At 66.8% G+C, this 14,391-nt stretch carries 12 protein-coding genes; 10 read left to right on the forward strand and 2 right to left on the reverse strand.

Going from position 1 to position 14,391, the window contains the following annotated elements; genetic code table 11:
* The first annotated feature begins 35 nt into the window (after positions 1-35).
* Positions 36-293 carry a DivIVA domain-containing protein gene (locus ACRCUN_RS08760; protein WP_462141233.1) on the forward strand — a complete coding sequence of 86 codons (258 nt, stop codon included), beginning with the start codon at positions 36-38 and terminating at the stop codon, positions 291-293.
* Between the two features lie 211 nt (positions 294-504).
* Here the strand turns inward: ACRCUN_RS08760 and ACRCUN_RS08765 are convergent, their stop codons facing one another.
* Positions 505-798, reverse strand: a complete 294-nt coding sequence (locus tag ACRCUN_RS08765; RefSeq protein WP_067849798.1) for a WhiB family transcriptional regulator — start codon at positions 796-798, stop codon at positions 505-507.
* A 386-nt stretch (positions 799-1,184) separates the two neighbouring features.
* Here ACRCUN_RS08765 and ACRCUN_RS08770 point away from each other — a divergent pair, with 386 nt between their 5' ends.
* Positions 1,185-1,958 carry a transcriptional regulator gene (locus ACRCUN_RS08770; protein ID WP_462141234.1) on the forward strand — a complete coding sequence of 258 codons (774 nt, stop codon included), beginning with the start codon at positions 1,185-1,187 and terminating at the stop codon, positions 1,956-1,958.
* A 6-nt stretch (positions 1,959-1,964) separates the two neighbouring features.
* On the opposite strand, the gene ACRCUN_RS08775 is transcribed toward ACRCUN_RS08770, so the two are convergent.
* Positions 1,965-3,449, reverse strand: a complete 1,485-nt coding sequence (locus ACRCUN_RS08775; RefSeq protein WP_462141235.1) for a MinD/ParA family ATP-binding protein — start codon at positions 3,447-3,449, stop codon at positions 1,965-1,967.
* Positions 3,450-3,838: 389 nt separating this feature from the next.
* Here ACRCUN_RS08775 and ACRCUN_RS08780 point away from each other — a divergent pair, with 389 nt between their 5' ends.
* From ACRCUN_RS08780 to eccCb, 8 genes are read left to right on the forward strand one after another with little or no spacing between them, the layout of a single operon-like run.
* Positions 3,839-5,365, forward strand: a complete 1,527-nt coding sequence (locus ACRCUN_RS08780; protein WP_462141236.1) for an EspA/EspE family type VII secretion system effector — start codon at positions 3,839-3,841, stop codon at positions 5,363-5,365.
* 33 nt (positions 5,366-5,398) lie between these two features.
* A complete protein-coding gene (locus ACRCUN_RS08785; RefSeq protein WP_462141237.1) occupies positions 5,399-5,716 on the forward strand; it encodes an ESX-1 secretion-associated protein in 318 nt (105 codons plus the stop codon).
* Between the two features lie 3 nt (positions 5,717-5,719).
* Positions 5,720-6,568 (forward strand): ESX secretion-associated protein EspG, encoded by an 849-nt coding sequence (locus tag ACRCUN_RS08790; protein WP_462141238.1) that lies wholly within the window; start codon positions 5,720-5,722, stop codon positions 6,566-6,568.
* A gap of 14 nt (positions 6,569-6,582) precedes the next feature.
* The gene (locus ACRCUN_RS08795) at positions 6,583-7,125 is read left to right on the forward strand and encodes a YbaB/EbfC family DNA-binding protein (protein WP_462141239.1); all 543 of its coding nucleotides are present in this window, start codon (positions 6,583-6,585) and stop codon (positions 7,123-7,125) included.
* Positions 7,118-8,842: a type VII secretion AAA-ATPase EccA gene (gene eccA / locus ACRCUN_RS08800; RefSeq protein WP_462141240.1), complete on the forward strand. Its 1,725-nt coding sequence runs from the start codon at positions 7,118-7,120 to the stop codon at positions 8,840-8,842. Before ACRCUN_RS08795 ends, eccA begins: the two co-directional genes overlap by 8 nt.
* 3 nt (positions 8,843-8,845) lie before the next feature.
* The gene (gene eccB, locus ACRCUN_RS08805; RefSeq protein ID WP_462141241.1) at positions 8,846-10,288 is read left to right on the forward strand and encodes a type VII secretion protein EccB; all 1,443 of its coding nucleotides are present in this window, start codon (positions 8,846-8,848) and stop codon (positions 10,286-10,288) included.
* A complete protein-coding gene (gene eccCa, locus ACRCUN_RS08810; RefSeq protein WP_462141242.1) occupies positions 10,285-12,513 on the forward strand; it encodes a type VII secretion protein EccCa in 2,229 nt (742 codons plus the stop codon). Before eccB ends, eccCa begins: the two co-directional genes overlap by 4 nt.
* Positions 12,513-14,294 carry a type VII secretion protein EccCb gene (gene eccCb, locus ACRCUN_RS08815; RefSeq protein ID WP_462141243.1) on the forward strand — a complete coding sequence of 594 codons (1,782 nt, stop codon included), beginning with the start codon at positions 12,513-12,515 and terminating at the stop codon, positions 14,292-14,294. Before eccCa ends, eccCb begins: the two co-directional genes overlap by 1 nt.
* Positions 14,295-14,391: the final 97 nt, after the last annotated feature.

A 14,391-nucleotide genomic window follows, 5' to 3' on the forward strand; every position in this document is an offset into this window, starting at 1 on the left:
CGGCTGCTCGGCTCGGCGCGGTTAGCATGAGCGCCATGAGCCGGGTGATGACCGCCGACGATGTTCGCAGCGCTGAATTTTCGAAGCCGCCACTCGGTAAGCGGGGGTATGACAAGAAGTCGGTCGACGACTTCCTGCAACTCGTCGCACGCCGTCTTGACGGGCTGGGACACCTCGGCGCCGACGATGTTCGGAACATTGCGTTCCCGAAGCCGCCGATGTTTCAGCGGGGTTATGACGAGGACGAGGTAGACGCGCTGCTCGACGCGGTGGTCGCGACGCTCGAGCAGTAGCCGCAAGAAGTTTGGGGGACGGTGCCGTCAGTGCGCCTCACGGCGAGTGGTCGCTCGCAGCGACGGTTTTGGATGGGGCCCGGGGCATGCCCGGCACCGTCGAATGATGTAACGGCACACCCCGGGCCCCTATTCCCCCCGATCGAAATGTCGCCCTCCCGCCGCCGTCCCCTCGAATGCGGCGGCGAGAGGGCAATGAGTCAGGTCGGTGTCAGGCCGCGTCCGGGAAGATCAGCCGGGTCTTGCGCACCGGATAACCGTGGCGCTCCGCCAGTGAGCGGAGTTGCTTGAGCGCGAACGTCCGGCCGCGGCCGCCCTCGGGGACCATGATGCCGGCCCACAGGCCTTCGGCCCGGGGCAGTTCGCAGGCTTCGCGGGCGCACAGCCAGCGCCGCGGGCACTCGCGGCAGATGACCTTGGCCTCGTCGTCGGGAGTGGAGGTCCACCGTTCGGGGTCGCTGGTGCACACGCCGAGCGGGATTCCGTTGGCCATGAGTGCGTTCATGCTGCTGCTCCTGTTAGGGACTCTGTTGCGGTGGTCACCGCGTTGAGCAGAACGCTATAGCAACAACCGTAGCGATGCAACAGTTTGATTGAAACTGAATCAGGCGGCCGCTACGGAAGTTTGCATCGGTAACGACCGTAGGCCACCAGGGTAAAGACGGGTTGCATCCAAAACTGCACGTCAGCGGGCGGTTTGGGCCACTGGATCCAATCCGTAGCATCGGTGCGGTTTGTGGTGTGACAAAGGTGTAGCACCTATGTAATTTGCTGAAACCGCACGTAATCCGAGGCGTAGCGGTGCTGCGGTAGGGGGTTAGGATTGATTCGTCCCGATCCCACTTTCAGCCGCCCGGCTCTGCAGAAACACCAGCGAGGAACCGTCCCGAGATGACCGATGCGGAGTTCGATCTCGCTACCGGTGAATTCGACATCGGATTGGTTCGCGCGGGTGCTGCGGCGGCCGCGCGGCGTCGTGAACTCGACATCAGCCAGCGCAGTCTGGCCGCGGATGGAATCATCAACGCCGGCGCGCTGATCGCCTTCGAGAAAGGCCGCAGCTGGCCGCGCGAGCGCACTCGGCTGAAGCTCGAAGAAGTGTTGCGCTGGCCGCCCGGAACCATCGCACGCCTTCGGCAGGGCGGGTCGGTGCCTGCCCCGACGGCACCGGTCGCCCCGCCATCGCCGCCGCCCGCGGCGGCAACCGAGCCCGCGATCTCAGTGCCCGGAACCGACGAGGTGCCGCTGATCGCGCAGGCGGTGCTCACCGCCGTCAACACGCTGGAGTCGACCGTGCCCACGTTGCCTGCCGAGGACGATCCCGACTTCACGCCGCGGGTGACGGCGATGCTCGCCGATCTGCGTCAGCTCGAGGCAGTCGCCTCGCGTGCGGCAAGGATCAGCATGGTGACGCCCGCGTTGATCAAGGCGCTGAGCGCGGTGCGCCGCCAGATCGACGAGTTGACGACGCGCGCGGCCGCGGCCCCCGGTGCCACCCTGGGGCAGCGGTTATACGCCGCGCGGCGCCACGCCAACCTCACTGTCGGCGAAACCGCCCAAGCCGCAGGGGTTTCCGAGGACGCCATCGCCCGTGCCGAAGCCGAGTATCCGGTGGATGCGGCAGCGGTGCACGCGATCGAAGCCGTCATCACCACCTTGCGCTGAGCAGGTTCAGGACCGCTCGCGCGACCGGTCGTCGTGCGTCGGGAAATGCTCCGCAAGGGCCGCGGCGATCTCGAGGAACTTCTTGCGCACCGCCGGTGACATCTCATGGATGTCGACGACACCGCCGGGCCGCAGGTGTCCGTCGAACGGCACCTCGACCACCGCCTGACCCTGGCCGGAGAACTGGTTGGCCAGGATCGAGCGGGTGCGTTTGTCGGCGTGGCCGTCGGAGTCGTTGAGCACTACGACGGTGCGCTGCAGCAGGCTTGTCATTCCCCGGGCGGCCAGCCAGTCCAGCGTCTGGCCCGCCGTCGCCGCGCCGTCGACCCACGGCGACGACACCACGACCAGCGCGTCGAGATCACGCAGAACCTCTTGTGTGACCGGCGAATCCATCGTCGAACTGCAGTCGACCACCGATATCGAGAAATGCCGGTCCAGCCGGGTCGTGGCCTCGCGGTAGATCGCCGCGTCCAGGACGCGCCGGCGAGCCGGGCTGCCTTCACCGGCCAGGACGAACAGGCCCGCCGAGTTGTTGCCGACCCGGCTGCGCACGTCGGCGAAGGTTTCCAGGTGCTTGTCGGAAGCCAGCTCCCAATAGGAGCTGTGCGCGCGGGGATCGACTCGGCTGCCGAGTTTTCCGAACGAGGTGTCGGCGTCGATCGCGACCACGCGGTCGTCCTGGCGCAGGTGCGCGAACATCGACCCGATGCTCGCGGAGACCGTGGTCTTGCCGACGCCGCCCTTGCCCATCACGCCGACCTTGTAGTGGCCGCGTAGGACGCCTTTGATCTTGGCCTCGAGTTCGGCCTGGCGGATGTCCTCGGGGGACGGTCCCGGGTTGATCAAGCCGAAACTGGCCCGGTACACCAGCAGACGCCAGCCACTGCCGGGCGGTTGCCGGCGCTGCGGCACCAAGTCGTTGACCCTGATCCGGTCGGCGTAGGACCCCGGCGGGAGGGGAGGCGGCTGGCCCGGCGCATTTGCGTCCGGTGCGAAACCGCCTTCGGCCGGCCAAGGTTGGCCCGGTGGCGGGCCGTATGGCTGCTGTGGCGGAGCTCCGGGCGGGCCGGGTGGCCGCTGGGGCGGCACCTTCCACCCGGGCGGATGCTGGTCCCACGGGTCGGGCCGGGGCGCGGCCTGGCGAGTGTCATGCGGCGGTTGAGGAGGCTGCTGCGGTGGTTGGGGTGAAGGCGGCTGCGGTGGCGGGGGCGGCGGGGTTTGCGGTGGTTGGGCCGGCTGCGCCGAGTCACGGAACGACGTGCGGGCGCGTTCGGCATCGGGATCGGTGGGCACTCCCCGCGGATCGTCCGGTTCGGCGTTGTTCGGCGACTTCGGCGCTTGCGGATCGACCGGGGGGCGCCCCGGTATGGACGGCGGCTCGGGGGCTTTACGCGGCCGTTTTGTCGGGCTCGTATCCGGTTCGAAATCGGTTTCCTCCGGCCCCGTCCAGCCAAGCTCTCTACGCAGGGTGTCGTCGGGGTCGGTCACGAAAAAATCTCCTCCGGAAGTAGACGACGAGAAGCTCGACCGCTCTCAAGTATCGACTACAACTCCTTTTGGCTGCGTTAGCCATGCTGGATTAGCTGCCAGCAAACAGATTTTGACGCTGCCGCGGACATTTCACGGCCTCGGGATCAAGGCTGATCCGGGTCAGCGGGGAACCGGGGCGTGCGGCAGGCGGGCCACCGGGGGTCGCGGCACGCCCGGCGGGGCGCGAGCCATCCGAGGTGGGGTGGATAGGCGCGTTGAACTGTGTGTATCGAGCCGTACGACCCTCGCCCGGCCACCCATCCAGGGGTCGTCTGCGGGCCGAAATTGGTGCGGGGGAGGTAGCCGGTGCGCTGGTAATCTCTGATCCGGCGGAGGGGATGGCAGGCATGGGATTGCTGAGCGATGTGGCGGATTTCGGCAAAGATGTCGTCGATGACCGGGAAAAGTGGGCAGACCGATTCAAGAAGGTCGGCGACTTCATCGAACGCAACGCAAAGGGCGACAAGCTCGAACGGGTGGCGACGGCCGGCCGAAAGCTCGCCGACTTCAGCAGGAAGTTCACCGATTTCTTCGAATCCCGCCTGGGAAAGCGGCTGGTCAAGGCCGCGAAGTCACCGATCCTGGCGGCGGGCCAGCACGTCATCGACGGCATGAAGTTGACCACCGGTTTGGGTGACCCGGAAAACGGCGGCCGGTTCGGCCAGGGGGCCGAACGGCTGGGCGATGCCGGCCAAAAGCTCACCGCGGCCTTTCCCAGCGCCGACTGGGACAGCAGCGGTTCGGACACCTACACCGGAAGGAACAACGAACAGGTGAGCCGAACCCAGACGATGATCGGCGCCGACCAGTTGGTGGCCGCGGTGCTGTCGCGGGAGGCCCAGCAGATCGCCATCACGCGTGACAATCTCGACAGCCAGTCCGACTGGCTGGGCGACATGAGCCTGATCACGATGGCCACCGGCTGCATCCCGTATGTCGGTAAAGCGGCGCAGATCGCGGCCGAGGTCGCGATGGTGAGCAAGGCCGTGGGGGAGTCGACGAACCAGCTCATGTCGATGCAGGACAACGCGAGCGCGAACGCCGCGGAGGTCCGCAGCGCGGTGAGCCAGTACGAGGCGATTGCCGATGCGGCCAAGCCGACCGGTGGCGATGGAGAGTTCGAACCCACCGAGGACGAGACGAGACCAGAGGCTGACACCGAAGTGGAGGCTGCCGAGTGGTCGGGCGTGCCACGCGCCGGGTCGCCCACCGGCGGCGGTGGTGGCACGTCCGCGGGTGGCGGGGGCGGCCCCGCGCCGCAGCAGGCGTCCATGCGGGCGACGCCGTCGATGCCGGCGGGCATGCCGGCCGGTGCGGGAGCGGTCCCGGCACCGGGCGCCACGGGCGGTGACGTCGCAGGGCTGTTCGGCGCAGTGCTCGGCTCGGTGATGGGTCCCCTCGGCGGGTTGCTCGGTGGCGTCATGCAGGCGGCGGGTCAGGCCGCACAGGTCGCCACTCAGGCGGCGACCCAGGCAGCTCAGGTCGCGAGCCAGGCGGCTGGACAAGCGCAGGATCCTGCCGCCCTCGCCGAAACGGACGACAAACGCGACAAGAAGTCCGAGGGTGACCGCGAGGGCAAAGAGGAGACGTCCGACGGCGAGGATCAGCGCCGCGAGCCTGTTCGGACCGACGCTGAGGCCGAAGCCGAAAAGCCCGATGAAGCCGGCCAGGGCGGCAACACCGCTGGAGAAAGCGAGGAAGGCGCCGCCAAGACGTTGCCGCCTGACCTCGCAGAAGCCTCGGCCGAATCGACCGGCGCCGGGCCCGCGCCTGTGCATATCGGTGCGGATTTCGAGCAGAGCCAGCTACGTATGCCGGCGGCAGCTACATTAGAGCGCGGTATTCCTGGATCTGCGTCCGCGATCAACACGTAATCATTCAGGAAATATCAGGGATCGAGGGGATTCATGTCGGGTGATTTGCGGGTTACCACCGCACATTTGCGCGAGCTATCGGCCAAACAAGGGGAGGCCGCTGCGGTTCTGACGTCGGCAATTGCCGCGGTCGACGGCGTCGACTCCGCGGTGCGCTGGACGCACGGACCGATTTCGTGGTCGACGGCTGCGGCCGTCGAGGCGGCCCAGAACGCGCGACGCATCGCCGGTACCGGGATGGCCGACGTCTCGCAGGATCTCGGCGACAAGTTGACGAGCGCAGCCGGCCGGTATGACAACACCGACACCAGCATGGGCGAAGCCCTCGACGGAACCGTCGGAGCGAGGTAGGCCATGACTTCCCCCTACGGCGCCGATGCGGGCGCAACGCACATCGATGACGTCGTCGGCGTCGAAGTCACCATCGACGGGATGCTGGTGATCGCCGACAAACTCGAACTCACCGACTTTCCGCCGTCGATGGGGATCCGGCTGAACATCCCGCAGCCCGATCTTCGCAAGATCGTGTGGGAGCAGGTGGAGCGCGATCTCACCGCGCAGGGTGTGCTCGACGTCTTCGGCACGCCGCACCCCGAGGTCGCCGCGATGCTCGACACCCTGAGCCGGCCCGACCGCACGCTTGAGGGCCGGTGGTGGCGCCGTGATGTCGGTGGGAAGATGATCCGGTTCGTGGTGTGTCGTAAGGGGGCTCGGCATGTCGTTGCCGCACGTGACAACGACATGCTTGTCCTGCAGCGGGTCGCCCCGCAGATCGGCACGGCAGGCATGGTGATGACGGTGCTCGGCGAGGGAACGCCCGCCAACGTGGAACCGCTGACCGGCGTCGCCGAAACGCTCGCGAATTGCCGCACCGCCGAGGAACTGACCGGGTACGGGATACCGCCGACCTCGGCACGGGCCTATGCCGGAATCATCTCCGAGCCCGACAGCTGGGTGGAGATCGTGGCCACCGAGCGGCATCCGGGCGGCACCACTTCCCAGGTCGATGTCGCGGCCGGCGTGCTGGATTCCAAGCAGGGCCGCATCGTCTCGATACCGCGTCGCGTCAACGGTGAGCTGTACGGCAGCTTCCTGTCCGGCACGAAAGACAACCTGCAGCGTGCTCTGGACGGTCTGGTGGAGTTCCTGCCATCGAAGGCATGGTTCGACAAGACCGACTCGGACAGCTCCAATCTGCACTGAGAGAGGCCGCCACGGTGGGTGACTTTCCGCCACACGATCCGGATGACGACGGTGATTACGACAGCCTCGCGGCTCTGGATTTCTCCTACCCTGACGACGATTCGGACGATCTGGGCCTTGCCGCGTTGGACACGTACGACGCCGGTGGTCGGGCCGGCGACGGCGATTACTGGGACGGCGACGAAGCACCGGTCGAGGCTCGGGATGACGACACCGATCTTCCGGTGCCGCTTTTCACCGTCACCAATCCGCCGGGGACCGTGACGGTCAGTGCGTACCTGGACGGCCGAGTTCATCAGATCGATCTATCGCCGAAAGTCACCAATATGACCGAATCCGATCTCGCGGACGAGATCCTCGTCATCGCGGACCTGGCCGGCCAGCAGGCCAGGTCCGCTCAGTACTCGTTCATGCTCGAAGGCATGCGCGAGCACGGCCATGACGACGTCGCGACGCGCGATTTCCTGACCCGTGACCTGAACCTGCCGACACCCGAACAGGCCGATACGGCCCGGGCCCAGGTCTTCTCGACCCGATATGGAGGTGACCATGGTTGACCACCTCGCCGGGATGTTCGGCAGCGCGGTCGGCATGCTTCCCAGCTCGCCGGCCCGTTCGCTCGAGATCTTCACCGAGATAACAAATTACGACGAGTCGGCGTGTGACGCGTGGGTCGGCCGCATCCGGTGCGGCGACACCGACCGGGTGACGCTCTTCCGGGCCTGGTACTCCCGGTCGAATTTCGGCCAGTTGGCCGGTGCCGCGGAGATCTCGATGAACGGGCTCAACGCCCGTATCCCGATCGGCGGCATCTACGGCAAGGACATCACCTATCCCATCAACTCGCCGTTGGCCATCACCATGGGCTTCGCGGTGCACGAAGCCGCCGAAGGCAATTACGCCGATGCGATGGAGGCATTGGAAGACGCCCCATCTGGCGGAGCCGACCATCTGGTGTCGTGGGTCAAGGCCGTGATCTACGGTGCGGCGCAACGCTGGACGGACGTCATCGACGAGGTGCGCGGTGCCGACCGCTGGCCGGACAAGTTCCTCGCCGCGGCAGCAGGCGTCGCCCACGGCGTCGCAGCGGCCAATCTCGGGTTGTTCACCGAGGCCGACCGGCGTCTCACCGAGGCCAACGACACTCCGGCCGGTCAGGCGTGTGCGCCCGCGATCGCGTGGTTCCTGGCGATGGCACGGCGCAGCCAGGGCAACGAGGAATCGGCGCAGGTCCTGTTGGAGTGGCTGCAGGCGAATTTCCCGGAGCCGAAAGTCACTGCGGCCCTTCGTGATCCGGCTTACCGGCTGGAGACCACCACGGCCGAGAAGATCGCGGCCCGCAAGGATCCGTGGGATCCGAACAGCGTCGTCGCCGACACCTCAGCGCGCGACAAGCTGCTGTCGGAAGCCCAGGCTGAACTTGACCGGCAGATCGGGCTGAGCCGGGTCAAGGAACAGATCGAGGCATACCGCGCGGCCACACAGATGGCCAGGATCCGCGCGGCGCGCGGCATGAAGGTGGCCCAGGCGTCCAAGCACATGATCTTCGCCGGGCCTCCCGGCACGGGTAAGACCACGATCGCGCGCGTTGTGGCCAACATCCTGGCCGGCCTCGGCGTCATCGGCGAACCCAAGCTCATCGAGACCTCGCGTAAAGACTTCGTCGCCGAGTACGAAGGCCAGTCCGCGGTGAAGACGGCCAAGACGATCGACCGCGCGCTCGGCGGCGTGTTGTTCATCGACGAGGCATACACCCTGGTGCAGGAGCGTGACGGCCGTGCCGATCCGTTCGGCACCGAGGCGCTGGACACGCTGCTTGCGCGAATGGAGAACGACCGCGACCGGCTCGTGGTGATCATCGCGGGCTACAGCAACGACATCGACCGGTTGCTTGAGGCCAACGACGGCCTGCGCTCGCGCTTCGCGACCCGCATCGAGTTCGACTCGTATGCGCCCGACGACATCGTCGAGATCGCGAAAGTCATTGCGAAAGCCAATGACTCACAGCTCGACGACACGGCGGCCAAACGCGTGCACGAGGCGGCGACCCTGCTCAGCCAGCGCAGGCTCAACGGCAAGCCCGCCCTCGACATCGCAGGCAACGGGCGCTACGCGCGGCAGCTGGTCGAAGCCGGTGAGCAGAACCGCGATATGCGGCTGGCCCGCTCGCTGGACTTCGACAGCCTTGGCGTCGAGCAGCTCAGTGAGGTCAACGGCGAAGACATGGCGGCGGCGATCGCGGCGGTGCACAACCGCCTGAACATCGGCGAATAAGCGATGGCAGGCTTCCGGCTCACCACCAAGGTCCAGGTCAGCGGCTGGCGTTTCCTGCTGCGCCGCGTCGAGCATGCGATCGTGCGCCGGGACACCCGGATGTTCGACGATCCGCTGCAGTTCTACAGCCGTGCGGTGTTCGCCGGAATCGTCATCTCGGTGCTGATCTGCCTCGGGGCGGCGCTCATGGCCTACTTCAAGCCGCTCGGTAAGCAGGGCACTGACACGCTGCTGGTGGATCGCAACACCAACCAGCTCTACGTCATGCTGCCGGGCAGCTCGCAATTGCGCCCGGTGTACAACCTGACCTCGGCGCGGCTGGCGCTGGGCAACGCCACCGAACCCGTCGCGGTGAAGTCCGAGGAGCTCAACCGGCTTCCCAAGGGTCAGTCGATCGGTATACCCGGTGCGCCGTACGCGACGCCGACGGGGCCGCTCGCGTCGCGCTGGTCGCTGTGCGACACCGTCGCCAAACCCGACAGTGCCGCACCGGAAGTCGAACCGTCGATCCTCATCCGGTCGCTGGCCACCGACATGTCGGTGGGCCCGATGCGCGCCGATCAGGGCATGCTGGTCGCGTTCGAAGGGGCCAACTGGCTGGTCACCGAGGGCGGCAGGCACTCCATCAACCTGGCCGACCGCGCGGTGACGTCGGCCGTCGGTATCCCGGTGACGGCCAAGGCGACACCCATCTCCGAGGGCTTGTTCAACGCGCTGCCGAACATGGGTCCGTGGCAGCTGCCGCAGATCCCCGCGGCTGGTGCGCCGAATACCGTTGGGCTGCCCGCGAATCTGGTCATCGGATCGGTGTTCCAGACGGCAACGGAATCCGATCCGCAGCACTATGTGGTGCTGCCTGACGGGGTCGCACGGGTCAACGACACCACGGCGGCCGCACTGCGGGCCACCAACTCCTACGGTCTGCTCGAGCCGCCTTCGGTGGAGGCCAGCGTGGTCGCCAAGATCGCCGAGCAGGTGTACGTCTCGCCGTTGCCGGACAAGCCGCTCGAGGTGATGTTGCGCCAGGATTCACCGGTGCTGTGCTGGTCCTGGCAGCGCGAACCCGGCGACCAGGCACCCAAGACCACCGTCATCGCCGGCCGCCGGTTGCCCATCCCGTCCACGGCGATCGGCTCGGGCATCGATCAGATCGACGGTGACGCAATCGTTTACATCGAAGGCGGCCAGTTCGTCCGGCTGCAGTCGCCCGATCCGCGGGTGGGCGAGAGCCTCTACTACATCGATCCGCAGGGCGTGCGGTACGGCATCGCCAACGACGATGCCGCCAAGACGCTCGGACTGTCGGGTGCGGTGAACGCGCCGTGGCAGGTGGTGGGCCTGCTCGTCGAGGGGCCCGTGCTGTCGAAGGAGGCCGCGCTGCTCGAGCACGATACGCTGCCTGCCGATCCGAATCCGCGCAAAGTCGAAGGCGGGCAAGGCTCATGACGACGAAGAAGTTCACGCCGACCGTCAAGCGCGGCCCACGGCTGACCCCGGGCGAGATCAACGTGACCCCGCCCGACGACCTCGGGGTCGAGATCCCGCCGTCGGGCATCCAGAAAGCGCTGCCGTGGGTCATGGGCGGCGGCATGCTCGGCATGATCGCGATCATGATCTTCACCGGTATCCGGCAGCTGTCGCCGTACATGCTGATGATGCCGCTGATGATGGTCATGGCGACGGTCGGTTTCATGGCAGGCGGCGGCCCTGGCGGCAAGAAGGTTCCCGAGATCAACGCCGACCGCAAGGAGTACCTGCGGTACCTCGCGGGACTGCGCACCCGCGTGACATCCTCGGCGTCGGCGCAGGTGTCGTTCTTCAGTTATCACGCACCGCATCCCGAGGATCTGCTGTCGATCATCGGCACCCACCGTCAGTGGGCCCGCCAGGGCAGCTCCGAGTTCTTCGCCGCGGCCCGCATCGGGATCGGTGCCGAAATCGCCGTCGACCGGTTGCTCAAGCCGAACACGAGCGGTGAACTTGCCGGCCCGCAGGGTGCGCCTGCGCCGCATCTGGAGCCGGTCAGCCACATGTGGGTGACGAAGTTCCTGCGGACGCACGGCCTGATCCACGACTGCCCGAAACTTGTTCAGCTGCGCACGTTCCCGACCATCGCGGTCGGCGGCGACCCGGACGGTGCGGCAGGGTTGCTGACCGCGATGGTGTGCCATCTCGCGGTGTTCCATCCGCCGGACCTGCTGCAGATCCGGGTGCTGACCGACAATCCCGAAGACCCGAACTGGTCGTGGCTGAAGTGGCTGCCGCACACCCAGCACCAGACCGACACCGACGCCGCGGGCGCCACCCGCCTCGTCTACACGCGGCCCGACGGGCTCAGCGATCTGACCGCACGCGGTCCGCACACCGCCGACGCCGCGCCGGGCGGCCCGTATGTCGTCGTCGTCGATCTGACCGGTGGCAAGGCCGGATTCCCGGTCGACGGGCGCGCCGGCGTCACCGTTCTCACCCTCGGAAACCACCGCGGTTCGGCCTACCGGCTGCGCGTCGACCGCGACGGCTCCGCCGACGACCGGCTGCCGAACCAGAATTGGCGTGAGGTCACCCGGGTCTCGGACCGGATGACGCCCGGACAGGCGAACCGCGTCGCCCGCAAGCTGGCCGGATGGTCGATCACCGGCACCATCATCGACAAGAACGTGCGCGTACAGAAGAAGGTGTCCAACGAGTGGCACCACCTCGTCGGCGCACAGTCGGTCGCGGAAGTCACTCCGGCGCGGTGGCGGATGTACACCGACACCGACCGGGACCGGCTCAAGATCCCGTTCGGCCACGAACTCAAAACCGGCGAGATCATGTATCTCGACATCAAGGAAGGCGCCGAGTTCGGCGCCGGTCCGCACGGCATGCTGATCGGCACCACCGGTTCGGGTAAGTCCGAGTTCCTGCGGACATTGATCCTGTCGCTGGTCGCGACGCACCATCCCGATCAGATCAACCTGCTGCTCACCGACTTCAAGGGCGGTTCGACGTTCCTCGGGATGGAGAAGCTGCCGCACACCGCGGCCGTCGTCACCAACATGGAAGAGGAAGCCGAGCTCGTCAGCCGCATGGGCGAGGTGCTCACCGGCGAGCTCGACCGGCGGCAGTCGATCCTGCGTCAGGCCGGTATGCAGGTCGGTGCGGCCGGCGCGCTGTCCGGTGTGGCCGAATACGAGAAGCACCGTGAACGCGGAGCTGACTTACCGCCGCTGCCAACGCTTTTCGTCGTCGTCGACGAGTTCGCCGAGCTGTTGCAGAACCATCCGGACTTCATCAACCTGTTCGACCGCATCTGCCGCGTCGGCCGCTCACTGCGCGTGCACCTGCTGCTGGCCACGCAGTCACTGAACACCGGCGGCGTCCGCATCGACAAGCTCGAGCCGAACCTGACCTATCGAATCGCGTTGCGCACCACCAGTTCCGCGGAATCCAAGGCCGTCATCGGTACGCCAGAGGCGCAGTACATCACCAACAAGGAAAGCGGCGTCGGGTTCCTGCGGGTCGGCATGGAGGATCCGGTGAAGTTCCGCAGCGTCTACACCGGCAACAACTACGTGCCTGCCGAGGACGACGAGGTGGACGGTGAGGCCAAGCCGCGGGCGCAACGGCAGGCCCGGGTGCGGATTCATCAGTTCACCACGGCCCCGATCTTCGATACGGCGGTGAACTGATGAGCACAGAAGCTGAACCCAGGGTCCTGCGTGAGGTGGTGCTCGAGCAACTGGGCACCGGTGAATCGCGCGCCTACAAGATGTGGCTGCCGCCGCTGACCGACCCGACGCCCGTCAACGAGCTCGTCGAGCGCGACTACCAACGGCAGCCGCTGCGCTTCGGTCTCGGCATCATGGACGAACCGCGCAGGCACCGCCAGGAGGTTTGGGGTGTCGACGTTTCGGCGGCCGGCGGCAACATCGCGGTCGGCGGAGCGCCGCAGACCGGCAAGTCGATGTTCCTGCAGACGCTGATACTTTCGGCCGCTGCCACGCACACGCCGCGCGACGTGCAGTTCTACTGCGTCGACCTCGGCGGCGGCGGCCTGATGTACATGGAAGACCTGCCGCACGTCGGCGGCGTGGCCACCCGCGCCGAGCCGGATCGGGTCAACCGAGTCGTGGCCGAGGTCAAGGCCGTGCTGCGAGCACGCGAGCAGGTGTTCAAGCAGTACCGCGTCGGCTCGATCGCGGCCTATCGTCAGATGCGCCAGGATCCCAACAACCCTGCCGCACAAGACCCGTTCGGTGACGTGTTCCTGGTGATCGACGGCTGGCCGGCGTTCGTCGCGGAGTTCCCCGACCTCGAGCCGGCCGTACAGGATCTGGCCGGACAGGGTCTGGCGTTCGGCGTGCACGTCATCATCTCCACCCCGCGGTGGACCGAGCTGAAGTCACGCGTGCGTGACTATCTCGGCACCAAGGTCGAATTCCGGCTGGGCGATGTCAACGAGACCCAGATCGACCGCATCACCAGGGAGATCCCGTCGAACCGCCCGGGGCGGGCGATCTCGCTGGAGAAGCATCACCTGATGATGGGTGTCCCGCGGCTCGACGGCGTGCACAGCGCCGACGACATCGTGGAGGCCATCTCGTCGGCCGTGGCGCAGATTTCCGCACGGCATACCGACGAGGCGCCGCAGGTGCGCGTGCTGCCGGACCGGATCTACCTGCATCAGCTGGATCCGAACCCGCCGGGACCCGATGCCGATTACCGCACGCGGTGGACGGTGCCGATGGGCGTGCGCGAGTCGGACCTCACGGTCGCCTACAACCAGATGCACATGACACCGCACCTGCTGATCTTCGGCGCCCCGAAGTCGGGCAAGACGCGCATCGCGCATGCGATCGCGCAAGCCATCTGCAAGCGCAACAGCCCGCAGCAGGTTCGGTTCATGCTCGCCGACTACCGGTCGGGCCTGCTCGACGCGGTACCTCAGAGCCATCTGCTCGACGCCGGCGCGATCAACCGCAACAGCGCGACTCTGGAAGAGGCGATCAAGGCGCTCGCGGTCAACCTCAAGAAGCGGCTGCCGCCGCCCGACCTGACCACGGCACAGCTGCGGGCGCGGTCCTGGTGGAGTGGTCCGGACGTGGTACTGCTGGTCGACGACTGGCACATGATCGTGGCCGCCTCCGGCATGATGTCGCCGATGGCCCCGCTGGCTCCGCTGTTGCCTGCCGCCGCCGACATCGGACTGCATCTGGTGGTTACCTGCCAGATGAGCCAGGCGCATCGCGCGACGATGGACAAGTTCGTCGGGGCCGCATACGGGGCCGGTTCGCCGACTTTGTTCCTGTCCGGCGAGAAGAACGATTTCCCGTCACGTGAGATCACAGTTAAGAAGAGGCCCCCTGGCCAGGCGTTTCTGGTTGCGCCGGATGGCAAGGAAGTCATCCAGGCCGCGTACGTCGATCCGCCCGAAGAAGAAGTGTTAGCACCACCACTACAGGGCAGTTAGTATTTATTCCAACGCACTCAGCAACGCTGGCGGCGGCCCGCCAGCAAAGGGATCGGGGGACAGATTCCTTGACGACTTGGCAAATTGCTGCCATGCC

This window comes from Mycobacterium venezuelense, from assembly GCF_054919535.1.

What these genes read in the sequence shown, in the direction of transcription:
- ACRCUN_RS08780 (WP_462141236.1), top strand. Translation starts at nt 3,839, where the DNA reads ATGGGATTGCTGAGCGATGTGGCGGATTTCGGCAAAGATGTCGTCGAT.
- eccA (WP_462141240.1), top strand. Translation starts at nt 7,118, where the DNA reads ATGGTTGACCACCTCGCCGGGATGTTCGGCAGCGCGGTCGGCATGCTT.
- ACRCUN_RS08760 (WP_462141233.1), top strand. Translation starts at nt 36, where the DNA reads ATGAGCCGGGTGATGACCGCCGACGATGTTCGCAGCGCTGAATTTTCG.
- ACRCUN_RS08790 (WP_462141238.1), top strand. Translation starts at nt 5,720, where the DNA reads ATGACTTCCCCCTACGGCGCCGATGCGGGCGCAACGCACATCGATGAC.
- ACRCUN_RS08770 (WP_462141234.1), top strand. Translation starts at nt 1,185, where the DNA reads ATGACCGATGCGGAGTTCGATCTCGCTACCGGTGAATTCGACATCGGA.
- eccB (WP_462141241.1), top strand. Translation starts at nt 8,846, where the DNA reads ATGGCAGGCTTCCGGCTCACCACCAAGGTCCAGGTCAGCGGCTGGCGT.
- ACRCUN_RS08785 (WP_462141237.1), top strand. Translation starts at nt 5,399, where the DNA reads ATGTCGGGTGATTTGCGGGTTACCACCGCACATTTGCGCGAGCTATCG.
- ACRCUN_RS08765 (WP_067849798.1), bottom strand. Translation starts at nt 798, where the DNA reads ATGAACGCACTCATGGCCAACGGAATCCCGCTCGGCGTGTGCACCAGC.
- eccCa (WP_462141242.1), top strand. Translation starts at nt 10,285, where the DNA reads ATGACGACGAAGAAGTTCACGCCGACCGTCAAGCGCGGCCCACGGCTG.
- eccCb (WP_462141243.1), top strand. Translation starts at nt 12,513, where the DNA reads ATGAGCACAGAAGCTGAACCCAGGGTCCTGCGTGAGGTGGTGCTCGAG.